At 71.8% G+C, this 15,705-nt stretch carries 13 protein-coding genes; 9 read left to right on the forward strand and 4 right to left on the reverse strand.

Features of this window, described 5'->3' with window-relative positions; all coding sequences use genetic code 11:
- Positions 1 to 44: 44 nt before the first annotated feature.
- From LUM46_RS01935 to LUM46_RS01950, 4 genes are all read left to right on the forward strand, one after another.
- Positions 45 to 323, forward strand: a complete 279-nt coding sequence (locus LUM46_RS01935) for a hypothetical protein (RefSeq protein WP_274991907.1) — start codon at positions 45 to 47, stop codon at positions 321 to 323.
- Positions 320 to 1,558, forward strand: a complete 1,239-nt coding sequence (locus LUM46_RS01940) for a S10 family peptidase (protein WP_374726956.1) — start codon at positions 320 to 322, stop codon at positions 1,556 to 1,558. The genes LUM46_RS01935 and LUM46_RS01940 overlap by 4 nt, the downstream gene beginning before the upstream one ends.
- 106 nt (positions 1,559 to 1,664) lie before the next feature.
- A complete protein-coding gene (locus tag LUM46_RS01945; RefSeq protein ID WP_274991909.1) occupies positions 1,665 to 2,462 on the forward strand; it encodes a CPBP family intramembrane glutamic endopeptidase in 798 nt (265 codons plus the stop codon).
- 107 nt (positions 2,463 to 2,569) lie between these two features.
- Positions 2,570 to 5,122 (forward strand): lysylphosphatidylglycerol synthase transmembrane domain-containing protein, encoded by a 2,553-nt coding sequence (locus LUM46_RS01950; protein WP_274991911.1) that lies wholly within the window; start codon positions 2,570 to 2,572, stop codon positions 5,120 to 5,122.
- 97 nt (positions 5,123 to 5,219) lie between these two features.
- Here the strand turns inward: LUM46_RS01950 and LUM46_RS01955 are convergent, their stop codons facing one another.
- Entirely contained in the window at positions 5,220 to 5,501 is a 282-nt protein-coding gene (locus tag LUM46_RS01955) for an HU family DNA-binding protein (RefSeq protein ID WP_253872310.1), read from the reverse strand.
- Positions 5,502 to 5,774: 273 nt separating this feature from the next.
- On the opposite strand from LUM46_RS01955, the gene LUM46_RS01960 reads away from it, so the two are divergent.
- A complete protein-coding gene (locus LUM46_RS01960; protein WP_274991914.1) occupies positions 5,775 to 7,217 on the forward strand; it encodes an MFS transporter in 1,443 nt (480 codons plus the stop codon).
- Here LUM46_RS01960 and LUM46_RS01965 read toward each other — a convergent pair.
- Both LUM46_RS01965 and LUM46_RS01970 read right to left on the reverse strand, forming a co-directional pair.
- Positions 7,214 to 7,966 carry a copper resistance CopC family protein gene (locus tag LUM46_RS01965; protein ID WP_274991916.1) on the reverse strand — a complete coding sequence of 251 codons (753 nt, stop codon included), beginning with the start codon at positions 7,964 to 7,966 and terminating at the stop codon, positions 7,214 to 7,216. The two genes, LUM46_RS01960 and LUM46_RS01965, sit on opposite strands and share 4 nt — an antisense overlap.
- 92 nt (positions 7,967 to 8,058) lie before the next feature.
- Positions 8,059 to 10,167 (reverse strand): NAD(+) synthase, encoded by a 2,109-nt coding sequence (locus LUM46_RS01970; protein ID WP_274991918.1) that lies wholly within the window; start codon positions 10,165 to 10,167, stop codon positions 8,059 to 8,061.
- A 263-nt stretch (positions 10,168 to 10,430) separates the two neighbouring features.
- On the opposite strand from LUM46_RS01970, the gene LUM46_RS01975 reads away from it, so the two are divergent.
- Together LUM46_RS01975 and LUM46_RS01980 are read left to right on the forward strand one after the other, a co-directional pair.
- Positions 10,431 to 10,727 carry a DUF4287 domain-containing protein gene (locus LUM46_RS01975; RefSeq protein WP_274991920.1) on the forward strand — a complete coding sequence of 99 codons (297 nt, stop codon included), beginning with the start codon at positions 10,431 to 10,433 and terminating at the stop codon, positions 10,725 to 10,727.
- 56 nt (positions 10,728 to 10,783) lie between these two features.
- On the forward strand, positions 10,784 to 12,019 hold the full coding sequence (locus tag LUM46_RS01980; RefSeq protein ID WP_274991922.1) for an amidohydrolase: 1,236 nt from the start codon (positions 10,784 to 10,786) through the stop codon (positions 12,017 to 12,019).
- A gap of 40 nt (positions 12,020 to 12,059) precedes the next feature.
- On the opposite strand, the gene LUM46_RS01985 is transcribed toward LUM46_RS01980, so the two are convergent.
- The gene (locus LUM46_RS01985) at positions 12,060 to 13,340 is read right to left on the reverse strand and encodes a DUF418 domain-containing protein (RefSeq protein WP_274991924.1); all 1,281 of its coding nucleotides are present in this window, start codon (positions 13,338 to 13,340) and stop codon (positions 12,060 to 12,062) included.
- Positions 13,341 to 13,577: 237 nt separating this feature from the next.
- Between LUM46_RS01985 and LUM46_RS01990 the strand changes: the two genes are divergently transcribed.
- Positions 13,578 to 14,957, forward strand: a complete 1,380-nt coding sequence (locus LUM46_RS01990; protein ID WP_274991925.1) for a sensor histidine kinase — start codon at positions 13,578 to 13,580, stop codon at positions 14,955 to 14,957.
- Complete coding sequence (locus LUM46_RS01995) at positions 14,954 to 15,640, forward strand: response regulator (RefSeq protein WP_274991926.1); 687 nt, start codon at positions 14,954 to 14,956, stop codon at positions 15,638 to 15,640. Before LUM46_RS01990 ends, LUM46_RS01995 begins: the two co-directional genes overlap by 4 nt.
- Positions 15,641 to 15,705: the final 65 nt, after the last annotated feature.

A 15,705-nucleotide genomic window follows, 5' to 3' on the forward strand; every position in this document is an offset into this window, starting at 1 on the left:
AATCCCCTGGAGGCCGCTTCCTCGGGCGGGGTAGGTTCCCGGGCGTGACCGACGACGAGAAGACGAAGCAGACCGACACCACGGCGACGAGCGCCCCGGGACCGGCGAAGTCCGAGCCCACCGACGACCTCGTCACCACGGCGCACACGCTGAGCACGCCGCAGGGCGACCTGTCCTACACCGCGACGACCGGCCGGATCGTGCTGCGCCAGGAGGTCCTCACCGACGACAAGTACGACGGCCGCAAGCCCAAGGCCGAGGTCTCGATCACGTACTACACGCTCGACCCCTCGACAGGCTCAGGACAGCGGACACCGACGTGACGCACCGGCCGGTGACCTTCGCGTTCAACGGTGGCCCCGGCTCGTCGTCGGTGTGGCTGCACCTGGGCCTGCTCGGGCCCCGCCGGGTCGACTCGGGCGACGTCGGCAACCTGACCGCACCGCCGTACGGGCTGGTCGACAACCTGGAGACGCTGCTGCACGTCTCCGACCTCGTGTTCATCGATCCCGTCTCCACGGGCTTCTCGCGCGCCACCGAGGGCGAGCAGGCCAAGCCGTTCCACGGGTTCACGGGCGACCTCGAGTCCGTCGGCGAGATCATCCGCCTGTGGACGAGCCGCAACGACCGGTGGATGAGCCCCAAGTTCCTGATCGGCGAGTCGTACGGCGGCACCCGCGGCGCGGCCCTCGCGGAGTACCTGCAGCAGCGCTTCGGCATGTTCTTCAACGGCGTCATGCTCGTGGCTCCGGCGCTGAACCTGGAGGCGCTGTTCGACGGCGAGCACTCCAACCTGCCGCACCCCCTGTTCCTCCCGCTCTACGCCGCGACCGCGCAGTACCACGGCCTCCTCGGCGACCGCACGCTGGACGACGTCGTCGCCGAGGCCAAGGACTGGGCCGAGACCTACGCCTCCATCCTCGCTCGCGGGGCACGCGTGCCCGACGACGAGCGCGCCGCCGCCGTCACGAAGATCGCGTCCCTGACCGGGCTCAGCGAGGACTACGTCGACCGCGCCAACCTGCGGCTCGAGCACACCCGCGTCTACGCGGAGCTGCTGCGCTCACGCCGTCTCGTCACGGGGCGCCTCGACACCCGGTTCACCGGGCCCGCCGACCACTACATCCACGAGCAGATGCCGTACGACCCGTTCATGACCGCCATCTCCGGGCCGTACACCGCGGCGCTGCACCACTACCTGCGCGGCGAGCTGGAGTACGAGCACGACGCGATCTACGAGGTGCTGTCCCGTCAGGTGCACCCCTGGTCGTACAAGGAGTTCGAGGGCCAGGCGGTCGACGTCGCCGACAAGCTCGCCACGGCGATGATCATCAACCCGCACCTGCGGGTGCACATCGCCATGGGCCGCTACGACGGCGGTGTGCCCGTCGAGGCGATCGAGTACAGCCTCGACCAGATGGCGATCCCGGCGTCCTACCGCGACCGCGTCGAGACCAAGGTGTACCCGGCGGGCCACATGATGTACATCCACCCCGAGTCCCGGGTGGCGCAGGCCGCGGACCTCGCGGACTTCGTCCGCCGCGCCTCCAACCGCTGATCGGTGGTCGGCAGGACGTCACGTGTTCGGCACCTCGAGCTGCCGATCACCTGACGTCCTGCCGACCGGCGACGAGCTGCCAGGACCAGCGGGTAAGTTTCCTGGCGTGAGCGTCAGCCAGCAGCCAGTCTTCCGCCGTCGTGTCGCCGCCGAGGTGTGGATCGTGCTCGGGCTCAGCCTGGGCCAGTCCGCGGTGTACGCCCTCGTCAACATCGCGGCCCGCCTCACTGCCGAGACCCCCCTCGCGGAGCAGACCGCCACGCTCAACGCGAGCCAGTCCGAGCGCCCGTACCTCGACCTGGTCTACCAGCTGCTGAGCATCGGTTTCGCGCTGGTCCCGGTGGCCCTGGCCCTCTATCTGCTCAGCGAGCACGGCCGCAGCGCCGTCCGCAGCCTGGGCCTGGACCGGTCCCGCCCGGCCCGGGACCTCGGCTGGGGTGTCGCCCTGGCCGCTGCCATCGGCATCCCGGGGCTCGCGTTCTATGTCCTCGGCCGCGCCCTCGGCATCACCGTCGAGGTGCAGGCCAGCGCCCTGGACACCCACTGGTGGACGGTCCCGGTGCTGCTGCTGAGCGCGTTCCAGAACGGGCTGCTCGAAGAGGTGATCGCCGTCGGCTACCTCTACGAACGCACGCGGGAGCTCGGCTGGAACCGGGTGAAGTTCATCGTCGCCAGCTCGCTCCTGCGCGGTTCGTACCACCTGTACCAGGGCATCGGGCCGTTCCTCGGGAACGTGGTGATGGGCGTCGTCTTCTCGTGGTTCTACACCTCGCCGAGGTTCCAGCCCGACGGCCGGCGCCGTGTCATCCCGCTGGTCGTCGCCCATACCCTGCTCGACGTCGTGGCGTTCGTCGGCTACGCGCTCGTACCCGCCGAGTGGCGAGAGGCCCTGGGGATCCGGTGAACGAGGGCAGGCAGACACCAAGAACGTCACGGACCTGACCCGGATATAACGGGTGTCACTCCAGCACCTCCGGTCATGCGCGGCCCAACGCCCCTAGAATCCGATTCATGTCCACCTCGCGCACCGGCCGTGCTGACGCCGGTGCCGAACTGACCGACGCACCGCACACCGCACCGGCCGCCTCCGACCTCGTTCGCGTCGTCGACACGCCGGAAGAGCGCGTGCGGCACCCCCGCGCGCTGGTGTGGATGATCGGGTGCGCGCTCGGCGTCGCGGGCGTCATGTTCCTGTCGGTGGCCGCGCACGGCACCACGGCGGGCGTCACCGAGGACGTCCGAAGCTTCAACGACCTGCTGGCCACGCTGCTGTTCGTGCCCGTCGCGGTGCTGCAGGGTCTGGTCAGCCTGTTCGCCCCGGTCGCCGTGATGATCGAGCTGGGGGTCCGCCGCCTGGGCCGGCAGATCGTCGAGTCGATCATCGGTGCCGTCCTCGGCCTGCTCCTGGGGGTCCTCACCACCGTCCTGCTGCACCAGTTCGGCTCGGACGAGCTCGTGCGGGGCATGTCGGTGTGGGAACGCGGGACCGGCTACGTGCTGGCCATCCCGGAGTACGCGGTAGCCGTGACGGCGATGCTCACGGTCGCCGGCCCGGCCACCCGGCGTCGGACGGTCCGCATCTCGTGGAACCTGATGTTCGCGGCCCTGCTCATCGTGCTGATCACCGGCCAGGTGTCGCTGCCGGGCGTGCTCGTCGCCCTGCTGCTCGGCCGGCTCGCCGGCTCGTCGGTGCAGTACGTCTCGGGCACCCGCAGCGAGCGGGCCTACGGGGCGGACCTCGTGGCGGCCGTGCGGCGCGCGGGCTTCGTGCCGACATCGCTGGCCCGCGTGCACGCCGAGCCGGAGCAGGCCGGCGACCCGGCCACGGCGTCCGCCCAGGCCGCCCGGAGCGCCGCCCCGGACGCAGCGCCGGCCGACCCGGTAGCCCTCGCGCTGAGCCGCGCGGGCGACCACCGCGTGTACGCCCTCTACTGCGACGACGACGTGCGCCGCGACGTCGTGGTGCTCGACGGCGACCGTCAGGTCGTCGGGCTCATCACGCGCCTCTGGCGGGCCCTGCGGCTGCGCGGCATCGAGGGCCGGGCCGCCATCTCGCTCAAGGCCGTCGCCGAGCGCACCGCCCTCCTGTCCTTCGCCGCGACCGCTGCCGGGGTCCGCACCCCCCGGCTCCTGGGGATCGGCGAGTTCGGCGACTCGATCGCACTCGTCCTGGAGCACGCCTCCCCCGCCCGGTCGCTCCGGGACCTGCCCGACGACGAGGTGCACGACGACGTCCTCGCCGAGGCCTGGGAACAGCTCGGCCGGGCCCACGGCACCGGGCTCACGCACCGTGCCCTCACGCAGGACGTCCTGCTCACGCACCGTGACCCCGACGGCGGCCCGCACGTGTGGATCACCGGCTGGGAGCAGGGCGACATCGCGTCGTCACCGCTGTCGCGGCGCCTCGACCTCGTGCAGATGCTGGCGCTCATCGGGCTGCGGGTCGGCCCGCGCCGCGCCGTCGCCTCGGCGGTCCGCGCCCTGCCCGACGCCGACATCGCCGCCATCGGGCCCCTGATCCAGTCGATCGCCCTGCCGCGCACCACCCGCGAGGAGGTGCGCCGCGCGAAGGGCCTCCTCGGAGAGCTGCGGGACGCGCTGGTGGAGCGGCTGCCCGAGGCCAGCGTGCAGCCGCAGCGCATCTCCCGGTTCAGCGCCCGCACGGTGTTCACCACGACGCTGATGATCATCGCGGTCGCCGTGATCGTCACCACCATCAACTTCAACGAGATCGCGCAGGCCGTGCGCGAGGCCAACCCCTGGTGGATCGCGGTGGCGTTCGCTCTCGCCATCACCACCTGGTTCGGCGCCGGCCTCACGCTCGTCGCGTTCTCGCCGGCCCGCGTGCCGATCGGGCGCGCCACGCTCACTGCGGCGGCGGGCTCGTTCGTGGCGCTGGCGGCCCCGGCCGGGATCGGTCCGGCGGCCCTGAACCTGCGGCTCCTGACCCAGCGCGGGGTCTCGATGTCGATGGCGGTCGCCACCGTGGCGCTGGTGCAGGTCTCGCAGTTCGTCGTCACGGTGCTGCTGCTCGTGGCCCTGTCGATCTTCACCGGGTCCGGTGCGCTCGTCGAGCTGCCGTCACCGGCGGTCCTGTTCACGCTGGCGGGCGTCGCGCTCGTCGTCGTCGCGACGCTGATGGTGCCGCCCGTGCGGCGCTGGGGCATGGGGTACATCGGGCCGCGGCTGCGGCAGGTGTGGCCCCGGCTCGCCCAGATGCTGAGCCACCCCGGCCGGCTGGCGCTCGGTGTGGCGGGCAACCTCATCATGACGCTCGGCTACATCGTCGCGCTGTGGTGCTGCCTCGCAGCCTTCGGGGAGTCGCTCTCGCTGGTCGACATCGCGCTCGTCAACCTCGTCGGCAACGCGCTGGGTGCGCTCATCCCGACGCCCGGCGGCCTGGGCGGTGTCGAGGGCGCCCTGACGGCCGGTCTGACGGCCGCCGGCGTGCCGGCCACCATCGCGTTCTCCGCGACCATCCTGTACCGCCTGTGCACCTACTGGGGCCGCGTGCCGATGGGCTGGGTCGCGATGAAGTACCTGGAGCGCAAGGGCGACCTCTGACCGCACGCCGACCGCGCCGCGCTCCGGACGTGCGAAGGCCCGACCCCCTGGTGGGGAGCCGGGCCTTCGCGTCGCTGTAAAAATCAGCGGCGAAGCGTCACTTCGCGACGGCCTTCTTCAGCAGCGAGCCGGCGCTGATCTTGACACCGAAGTTCGCCGGGATCTGGATCTCCTCGCCGGTGCGCGGGTTACGACCCGTGCGGGCGGCACGCTCGACGCGCTCGGCCGAGAGGAAGCCCGTCACCTTGACGGCCTCGCCCTTGGCGAGCGACTCGATCAGCACCTCCTGGAAGGCGTTGAGCGCGGCCTCGGCCTCGGTCTTGTTGATCTCAGCCTTGTTGGCGATGGCCGAGACGAGCTCGGACTTGTTGAGCGACATGCGGTTCCCTTCTTCGGTCACGTCGTGCGGCGGTACCCGCCCGACGACGAGGCCCCATACTGCCAGCAGATCGGCAGGAATTCGCGGAGAACGGGCACTTCTACGGCGAGTCGTGGGTAACTTTCTGCTCTCAGAGGACGCGAACCTGTGTACGAGCCTGTGGACGACGACGGTGAAGGGCCTCCGAGGCAGTGTCACCCCGCACTATCCGATGACTTCCGCAACCCATAGCGGTCTACCGTTCCGGTACTGCTACGCCAATGAGAGGAAATCGTGGAGAAACCGCCGCCCGAGGTCCCAGCCACCGTCGAAGGCGCCGTGAACGGCTCCCAGGACGCCACGGAACCCGGCGTTCCCGCTCCCGCGGACGTGCCGCACGCCCGCCGCAACCTGGTCGTGCTCGTGTTCAGCAACCTGCTGGCGGGGGTCGGGGTCGCGTCGGGTGCCGCCGTCGGCGCGCTGCTCGCCGAGAGCCTAGGTGGGACGTCCATGGCCGGCCTGGCACAGGCCGTCGGCGTGCTCGCCGCCGCGGTCGCCTCGATCCCGCTCGCGACGCTCGCGCAGGTCCGCGGACGCCGGTGGGCGCTGTCGCTCGGCTACGCCCTGTCCACGATCGGCGCGCTGCTCATCGTGACGGCGGCGGTGGTGGGGCAGCTCGTCGTGCTGCTGGTGGGCCTCACCCTGTACGGCGTCGCGAACGCGACCAACCTGCAGTCCCGGTACGCGGCCGCCGACAACGTCGGTTCGGGGGCCCGGGCCAGGACCATGTCGGTCGTCCTGTGGTCCACCACGGTCGGCTCCGTGGTCGGGCCCAACCTCGCGGCGCCCGGTGCGGTGGTGGGCAGCGGGCTCGGCGTGCCCGCGCTCGGCGGTCCCTATCTCTTCTCGATCGTCGCGTACCTGCTGGCCGGGCTCGTGCTCGCGGTGCTGTACCGGGACCCGGTGGGCAGCGTCGCGGTGGCGGCCGCCACCACCGCCGCCGGGCGGCCGAGGACGCAGGACGACGGCGCCGCGCGCGCCGAGCCCCGGCGGACCGGTGCCCTGGCCGCGCTGCGGTGGGCGTGGGCCCACCCGCGGGCACGGTTCGCCGTGGTGACCACCGCCGTGGCGCACGGCGTGATGATCATGGTGATGGTGATGACGCCGGTGCACATGCAGCACGGCGGGATGTCGCTGCAGCTCGTCGGCATCGTGATCAGCCTGCACGTGCTGGGGATGTTCGCGTTCAGCCCGGTGTTCGGGTGGCTGGCCGACCGGTTCGGCCCGCTGCGGGTCGCCGTCGGCGGGATGGTGCTCCAGGGTGCGGCGGTCGTCCTGGGCTTCACGGCGGCGGCTTTGGTGCCCGAATCCGGTACGGCGGCCGGTGCGCACGCCGGGCACGGCGGCGCCGGGCCGGCACTCGACACGGAGGTGCTCACGGCGGTCGCGCTCGTGCTGCTCGGGCTCGGCTGGTCGGCGTGCGTGATCGCGTCGTCGGCGGTGCTGGCTTCCGTGGCGGAGCCGCACGTCAAGCTGCCCCTGCAGGGTGCGACGGACGCGCTGATGAACTACTTCGGCGCGGGCTCCGCCGCTCTCGCCGGCCCGCTCCTGGCCTGGGGCGGGTTCCAGGCGGTCAACACGGCGGGCGCCATCCTGCTCGTGCCGGCCGTCGTGACGGTGGTCCTGGCGGTCCGAGCGGCGAGGACACCGCGGACCGCCGACGACCCGGCACGCTAGCCCTTCGGCTTGTCGTCCGGGTTGGCGTTGTGCCTCTCGCCGTCCAGGTCGTCCGGGTCGGGCTCGTTGGCCTGGCGCAGCCGGTCGTTCTCGAGGATCTTGCGGCGCATCATCACCACGACCCCCAGCACGACCAGCACCGCGGCGACGATCCCACCGGTCACGGCCAGGCCGCTGACACCGGCGCCGTCCCCGGCACCGGCCAGCTGGGACGGCGCGGTCGGCTGCTCGACGCCGTCGGGGGCCGACGTGCCGGCCTCGGCCGGCTCGGCCTCCTGGGTGGACATCTCGGGCTCTTCGGTGGACTCGGCGCTCGGGGTCGCGGTGGGCTCGGCGGCGCCCTCCACCACGTAGCTGAACTCGCCGTCGATGGGGTGGCCGTCGGAGGAGACCACGTGCCACGCGACGTCGTAGCTGCCGGCGGGCAGGTCATCGGCGATCTGGGCGGTCACCACCTTGTCGTCGACCTGGATGTCCTGGCCCTGCGCGGTGGCGCCGTCGGGGCCGACCAGGGCGATCTCGATGCCCGTGTCGAGGGGCGCCGCGCTGAAGGTGAGCGAGATGCTCGTCGGGTGCTCGTCGAGCGTCGCGCCGTCCTTCGGGTCGGACGACAGGAGCTGGTCGTGAGCGCTCGCCGGACCGCCCACCAGCAGGAGTGCCGCACAGGTGAGCACCGCCGCGAACAGAGTGATCACGCGGACGAGGCGACGGTTCCCGGGCCGAGCCAGGGCAACGGAGACGGCAGGCATACGTGGCACCTTACCTGCCCCGGTCCGGGGCGTGAGCGTCGCCGCGGTCTGTCCGCCACGAGCGTGACGACCGCGCCCGCGACCCGGCCCGATCACGCTCTCGGGACGTTGTTCTCCAGCTCTGCCAGCCAGGCCGCCGACGTCGCGTCCGACGGCATCCGCCAGTCGCCGCGCGGCGACATCGTGCCGCCCGGGGACACCTTCGGGCCGTTGGGCAGGGCCGACCGCTTGAACTGCGAGGCGAAGAAGCGGCGCACGAACACGTCGAGCCAGCGCCGGATCGTCGCCAGGTCGTACTGCGTGCGGCCCGACGACGGGAACCCGGGCGGCCACTCGCCGTCGTCCACCGCGTGCCACGCGTGCCAGGCCAGGAACGCGATCTTGGACGGCCGGTAGCCGCGCCGCAGCACGTGGAACAGCGTGAAGTCCTGCAGGGCGTACGGGCCGACGGTCGCCTCGGTGGACTGCGGCGTCTCGCCCTCCTCGGTGGGGATCAGCTCGGGAGTGATCTCCTGCTCGAGGATCTCGGACAGGACCGCGTTGACCGGGCTGTCCTTCTCCGGCGCGAACTGGCCGCTGTCGATCGTCCACCGGATGAGGTGCTGGATCAGGGTCTTCGGCACGCCGGTGTTCACCGCGTAGTGCGACATCTGATCGCCCACGCCGTACGTGCACCAGCCGAGCGCGAGCTCGGAGAGGTCGCCCGTGCCGAGCACGATCCCGCCGCGGTGGTTCGCGAGCCGGAACAGGTAGTCGTAGCGCAGACCGGCCTGGACGTTCTCGAAGGTCACGTCGTACTGCTTGGTCCCGTCGGCGTACGGGTGGTCCAGGTCGCGCAGCATCTGCTCGGCGGCGGGCCGGATGTCGAGCTCCTGGAAAGTCACGCCCAGCGCCTCGGCGAGCCGGATCGCGCGGTCCTTGGTCTCCTCGCTGGTCGCGAAGCCCGGCATCGTGAACGCATGGATGTCGGTGCGGGGCCGGCCGAGCCGGTCCATGGCCTTGGCCGCGACGATCAACGCGTGCGTCGAGTCCAGCCCGCCGCTGACACCGATCATGATCTTCGGCTGGCCGATCGCGCGGAGGCGCTGCTCGAGGCCGGTGACCTGGATGTTGTACGCCTCGTAGCAGTCCTGGGCGAGGCGGTCGGCGTCGTCGGGCACGAACGGGAAGCGGTCCACCTTGCGGCGCAGGCCGATGTCGCCCTGCGGTGGCCGGACGCTGAACGTGATCTCCCGGAAGCCGCCGACCTCACCTCCGCCGACCGAGCCGCTCCCGGTGGTCGAGCCGGTCGCGGCCCCGGTCGCGACCATCCCCAGTCCACGCCGGTTGTCGTCGAAGGTGCCCTGCCGGAGCCGTTCCTGGCGCAGGCGGTCCAGGTCGACGTCGACCACGGTGGCACGTGCGCCGTCCGGGAACCGCTCGGTCTCGCCGAGCAGGTCCCCCGCCTCGTAGACCATGGTCTGCCCGTCCCAGGACAGGTCGGTGCTGGACTCGCCCTGGCCCGCTGCCGTGTAGACGTAGGCGGCGTTGCAGCGGTAGCTCCCGCTGCGCACGATCAGGCGGCGGTCCTCGGCGCGGGCCACGGTGACGGGGCTCGCCGAAAGGTTCAGCAGCACCGTCGCGCCCGCGAGCGCCGCGAGCGCGCTCGGCGGCACCGGCACCCACATGTCCTCGCAGACCTCGACGTGGATGGTGAGCCCGCGCACGTCGTCGGCCCGGAAGATCAGGTCCGCGCCGATCGGCACCTCCTCGCCGAGCAGGGTGAGGGTGCCGCGGTGCTCGTCGCCGGGCGCGAACTGCCGCTTCTCGTAGAACTCGCGGTAGTTCGGCAGGTAGGACTTGGGCGCGATGCCGAGGATCCGGCCCCTGTGCACGACGACGGCGGTGTTCAGCAGGCGGCTGCCCACGAGGAGCGGTGCCCCGACGACGAGCATCGTCGTCAGGTCGAGGCTGGCCTGCCGGATGTCGGCGAGCGCGTCGAGCACGGCCTCCAGCAGCGTGTCCTGCATGTGCAGGTCGTCGATCGCATAACCGCTCAGGCAGAGCTCGGGGAACACCGCGACGGCGACGCCGTCGTCGTGCAGCTGGCGCGCCTGCTCGACCACCATCGCGGCGTTGGCCGCGGGATCGGCGACGGCGACGGGGATGGTGCAGGCCGCGACCCGGGCGAACCCGTGGGCGTAGGCGTTGTAGAAGTCCACGGGTTCGAGTCTATGGATGCGGGCGCAGGGTGCCCGTCGTCGCACGAGCTCGTGCACCGTCGATGTCAGTGGTGGCTGGCATCCTTTCCGGCCATGGGGATCCTCACCGACTACTTCATCGCTGCCTCCGACGCCTGAGCCGTCCGGCCGAGCGCTGTGCGGCAGCCCGCGCGACGACCGATGAGATCCGCCGTCGGGCGGCGTCTGTCCTGCCAGAACGCGGTGCCCGCCGGTACCGCACGTCCATGTGAAAGGGAGTCTCCATGTCATTCCAGGCCTATCTCGACGCCGTCGAGACCAAGACCGGCCACACCCCGCGCGAGCTCATCAGGCTCGCGGAGGAGCGTGGGTTCGACGCGTCCACCAAGGCCGGTCCGATCCTCGAGTGGCTCAAGGAGGACTACGGTCTGGGCCGCGGGCACGGCATGGCGATGGTCCACGTCATCACCAAGGGCCCGCAGATCAGCACCAAGCACGTGGGCACGGCCGGGACGCACCGCGACGAGTCCGACACCCTCTGGCTCGACGGCAAGGCGACCAACCCGGCGGCGTCCGGCTGAGTGGCCGGCCGGGCCGGGTGTCCTGACGCCTCGTTACCTCGGGTAATGATGTACCCATGACAACCCGCTCCACCATCGCCATCGTCAACGCCCACGTCGTCCCCGTCGCCACCGAGGCGATCGAGCACGGGACGGTCCTCATCGAGGACGGCGTCATCACCGCCGTCGGGCCGGACGTGGCCGTCCCGGACGGCATCCGGACCATCGACGCGCAGGGCCGGTGGCTCCTGCCGGGGTTCGTCGAGGCCCACGGCCACCTCGGTGTGCACGAGGAGGGCGAGGGCTGGGCCGGCAACGACACCAACGAGATGACCGATCCTGACGGTTCCGCGCTGCGCGCCCTCGACGCCATCCACATCGACGAGGAGGGCTTCCGTGACGCTCTCGCCGGCGGCGTGACGACGGCGGTCATCAAGCCGGGGTCGGGCAACCCGATCGGCGGCCAGACCGTCGCGATCAAGACCTGGGGCGGCCGTACCGTCGACGAGCAGGTCCTCAGCGACTCGGTGTCGGTCAAGAGCGCGCTCGGCGAGAACCCGAAGCGCGTCTACGGGGACAAGAAGCAGCTGCCGTCGACCCGCCTGGGCGTCGCCGCGGTGATCCGCAAGGCGTTCGTCGACGCCCAGAACTACATCGCCAGGCGTGACGCCGCGGCGGCCGAGGGCAAGCCGTTCGAGCGCGACCTCGCCAAGGAGACCCTGGCCCGCGTCCTGGCCGGCGAGCTCGCCTGGGACCAGCACACCCACCGCGCCGACGACATCGCGACGGCGATCCGGCTCTCCGAGGAGTTCGGCTACCGCCTCGTCATCAACCACGGTACCGAGGGTCACAAGGTCGCCGACGTCCTCGCCGAGAAGGACATCCCGGTCATCTACGGCCCCATGTTCACGTCCCGCTCCAAGGTCGAGCTGCGCGACCGCTCGATCCTCAACCTGGTCAAGATGGCCGACGCCGGCGTCCGTGTCGCGATCACCACCGACCACCCCGTCATCCCGATCAACTTCCTGGTGCACCAGGCGACCTTCGCCCTGCGCGACGGCCTGCCCTGGGCCACGGCCCTGGCCGCGATCACCACCAACCCGGCGTCGTTCCTCGGCCTGGACGACCGGGTGGGCGCCATCAAGGAAGGGCTCGACGGCGACGTCGTGCTCTGGTCCGGCGACCCGCTCGACACGACGGCGCGCGCCGAGCGCGTCTTCATCACAGGCACCGAGGTCTACACCTGGGACCCCGCCGCGGAAGCCGGCCGCGGAGCCGGCCGCGTCCTGGAACGCTCAACCCGCTTCGCCTGACCCCACGCGGTCGGCAGAACGTCGCATGGTCGGCAGAACGTCAGGTGGTCGGTACCCCGGAATGCCGATCACCTGACGTTCTGCCGACCGCCCCACCGGGCGGTCCGGCCCCCTCATCCAGCAGCCTGGGTCCGTAGGTGAGTCGGCGCAGCAGGACTTCGAACGGCCCGCGCTTGCCCGCCTTGTCGAGCAGGACCGCGACGACGACGGTGAGCACCCAGGTCCCGAACGCGAACCCGAACGCCGTCAGGTAGCCCATGTCGTCACCGAGGCCGAAGCCCCAGGCGGTGAGCAGCGGCGCCATGATGATCGACTGCAGCAGGTAGCAGGTGAGCGAGCGCTCGCCGACTGCCGCGAGTGCTCCCGGCACGCCGCGGCGTCCGTAGCCGCGGAGCTTGTGGGCGAGGAGCGCGAAGCCGCAGATGTACCCGATGCCGGCGTACATGCCACCCAGGAGGGTCAGCCCGACCGCGACCGTGTGGGTCCCTCCCGCCGGGTCCCACACGCCGAGGCCGATGAGGGCGACCGGCAGCGAGCTGGCGAGGTTCACGGCCATGCCGGTGAGGAACACGAGCTTGAGTCGGCGCAGGTGCTCCTCGGGGCGGTCGAGCCAGCCTGAGCGTTGGAGCAGGATGCCGACGAGGATCATCGGGATGAACTCCGCCAGGACGAGCGCCCCGGCCATGTTGATGAGCGAGGAGAGCGGCCCGAAGGCGAGCTGCTCCAGGTACGGGTGCAGCTCGGCGGGGGCCGGCGACTCGCCACCCTCGCTCGCGGTGACCCAGCTCATCACCGGCACCGTGATCACGAGCACGTACACCGAGCTCCAGATCAGCCAGCGCTTCAGGGCGGGTGTGGAGAGGTGCAGGAAGAACAGGGCGACGAGCGCGGTGGCGCCGTAGCGGGCGAGGATGTCGCCGTCGAACAGGAAGGTGGCGTGGACCAGGCCGAAGGCCACGAGCCACCAGGAGCGGCGCCGCATCACCGTGCGGACGTCCTTGACCTCCATGCCCCGCGTGAACATGCGCGAGGCCATGACGGCCATGCCGAAGCCGAAGAGGACGGCGAACATCGGACGGGAGCGCTCGGCCACGATGAGCTGCTCGAAGAACAGTCCGATGTGGTCGGCGGTGCCGAGGCCGGAGAGGTGGCCGTAGGCGTCGGACTCCCTGCCCCACAGGTAGAGCGGGACGTTGGCGAGCGCGATGAACAGGAGCATCCCGCCCCGGGCGATGTCGGGGGCGAGCGAGCGCTCGGACCTGGTGATCGGCCTTGGCGTTCGAGGCGGCCCGGCGACGGCGGCTGGGGGTGCGGTGGTCACAGGGACTCCTCAGGTACGGGCGCTGGTTGTCGTTGCGAGCCTAGGGAGCACCGGGTGCACAAAGCGGTAGTGCAGACCCCCCGACCTCGCCTCCGGTCTGCGGTACCCACCGCGGTTCTCCGGGCCGCCAGAACCTCAGATGGTCGGTAGAACCTTGCTCGGGCGGGCACCCCGGTGCCGGGTGAGGTGGTACCGGAGGCCGAGGCGTTCGGGAGCGGCGCGGCGTAGCGTGCGAGCATGCTGGGCACCCCCCGTCCCACGAGCGACGTCCCTACCGACCCGCACGCCCCCGGTCCGTTCGACCGCGCGCGGCCCCGCGTGTTCGTCGCTGTCGCCACCGTTCTCGCCACCAACCTGGGCTCGATCGGTGCCGCGCACGGTCAGACCTGGGCTGCGGAACCCGGCCTCGTCGGGTTCCTCCTCCTGCTGGTCTCGCCCGCGGCGCTGCTCTTTCTCCTGCCGCTACGGCCGGCGCTCGCCACAGTGCTCTCGGTCGCGGCGACCGTCACGTTCCTGCTGCTCGGGTTCCCGTGGGGACCGGTGTTCCTCGGCCCGCTCGCCGTGCTCGCCGCAGTCATGCTCAGCGGCGAGATGCGCAGGGCCCGGCTGATCGCGTGGTCGGGCGCCGCCCTGCTCGCCGGGGGCATCGGCGCCGCGGCCTCGCTGATCGCACCGCGCGTCGAGCAGCTGGTGGTCGAGCGGCCGCAGTGGCCGCACGACGACTGGGGGCCGGGCTCCGGCGGTCCGAGGTGGAGCGGCGGGGACAGCGCCTGGTTCCTCACCCCGTCGGCTCTGATCGCGGCGGCCGCGTGGCTCGCCGTCGTGCTGCTGATGGCGAGCGCCGCGCGGGACCGGATCACACGACGCGTGGCAACGCGGGCCGCGGCGCAGGCGACGGCCGCGGAGCGGGAACGCACCGCCGTCGCCTCGGAACGCCTCCGTATCGCCCGCGAGCTGCACGACGTCCTCGCCCACTCCCTGTCGGCCATCAACGTCCAGGCCGGAGTGGGCCTCCACCTGCTCGAGAAGAATCCCGGGCAGGCCCGCGAGGCGCTGACCAACATCCGTGACACCAGCAAGGACGCCCTCGCGGAGGTCCGCACGGTGCTGGGCATCGTCCGCGAGGGCGCCTCCCCACCCGCCCTGGACGCGCTGCCCGACGCCGCCGCCCCGCTCGCCCCCACCTGGGACCTCACCGGGCTCCGGGACCTGGCCGACCAGGCGCGGGCCGACGGCCTCGACGTCACCGTCGAGCTCGCCGCCGACGTCGACGACCTGCCCGACCACGTAGCCGGCGTCGTGCACCGCGTGGTGCAGGAGTCGCTGACCAACGTGCGCAGGCACGCGCCGTCGGCCCGCCGCGTGACCCTGCGGGTCACCCGGGGCGAGGGCGTCGAGGTCGTCGTGACCGACGACGGCGTCCCGGCGGGCGGGCCGGTCGAGCCCGGCTACGGGCTCCTCGGGATGCGCGAACGGGTCGAGGGCTCCGGCGGCACGCTCACCGCCGGCCCACGCCCGGACGGCACCGGCTGGGAGGTCCGGGCTACGCTGCCGGCGCCGAGGCAGGCGGGCACGAGGAGCGAGACAGCACCGACCGAGACCGGAGAACCCGCATGATCGACGTCCTGCTCGCCGATGACCAGGCCCTGGTACGCGGCGGGTTCCGCGCGCTGATCGACTCCGAGGACGACATGCGCGTCGTCGCCCAGGCCGCCACCGGCAGCGAGGCCGTGGCGCTCACTCTCGAGCACCTCCCCCAGGTGGTGCTCATGGACATCCGGATGCCGGGCCTGGACGGGCTCGAGGCGACACGGCGGATCATCGCCGAGCCCCGGGCGGCGGGCGTGCACGTGGTCGTGGTGACGACGTTCGAGCTCGACGAATACGTCACCGAGGCCATCCGCGCGGGCGCCTCCGGCTTCCTCGTCAAGGACACCGAGCCGGCGGAGCTGGTGCGGGCGGTGCGGGTGGCGGCGTCGGGCAACGCGCTCCTGTCACCCACCGTGACCCGGCGGCTGCTGGCCAAGGTGGCGGAGGCGACGCGCGCGGTCCGGCCGGTGCCCGCGCTCGCCGAGCTCACCCCGCGCGAACGTGAGGTACTCGTCGAGGTGGCGGGCGGGCTGGCGAACGACGAGATCGCCCGCAGGCTGTACCTCTCGGAGTCGACGGTGAAGACGCACGTCTCCCGGGTGCTGATGAAGACTCGCTCGCGCGACCGCGCGCAGCTCGTGGTGCTCGCGTACGAGGCGGGCCTCGTCCGCCCCGGCTGGGCCGGAGGCGCAGCGCAGGGTGGGGGCTGAGGAACGAGGCACCCGCCCGGAGCGGAACCGCAGGCCCAGCCGGAACAAGCAGAACTGGGCCGGAG

It is taken from the genome of Promicromonospora iranensis (genome assembly GCF_028994805.1).
Classification (GTDB): domain Bacteria; phylum Actinomycetota; class Actinomycetes; order Actinomycetales; family Cellulomonadaceae; genus Promicromonospora; species Promicromonospora iranensis.

Excerpts from the sequence above, each read along its gene's own strand:
- LUM46_RS01980 (WP_274991922.1), top strand. The coding sequence starts at position 10,784 with ATGACAACCCGCTCCACCATCGCCATCGTCAACGCCCACGTCGTCCCC.
- LUM46_RS01965 (WP_274991916.1), bottom strand. The coding sequence starts at position 7,966 with ATGCCTGCCGTCTCCGTTGCCCTGGCTCGGCCCGGGAACCGTCGCCTC.
- LUM46_RS01975 (WP_274991920.1), top strand. The coding sequence starts at position 10,431 with ATGTCATTCCAGGCCTATCTCGACGCCGTCGAGACCAAGACCGGCCAC.
- LUM46_RS01995 (WP_274991926.1), top strand. The coding sequence starts at position 14,954 with ATGATCGACGTCCTGCTCGCCGATGACCAGGCCCTGGTACGCGGCGGG.
- LUM46_RS01955 (WP_253872310.1), bottom strand. The coding sequence starts at position 5,501 with ATGTCGCTCAACAAGTCCGAGCTCGTCTCGGCCATCGCCAACAAGGCT.
- LUM46_RS01990 (WP_274991925.1), top strand. The coding sequence starts at position 13,578 with ATGCTGGGCACCCCCCGTCCCACGAGCGACGTCCCTACCGACCCGCAC.
- LUM46_RS01950 (WP_274991911.1), top strand. The coding sequence starts at position 2,570 with ATGTCCACCTCGCGCACCGGCCGTGCTGACGCCGGTGCCGAACTGACC.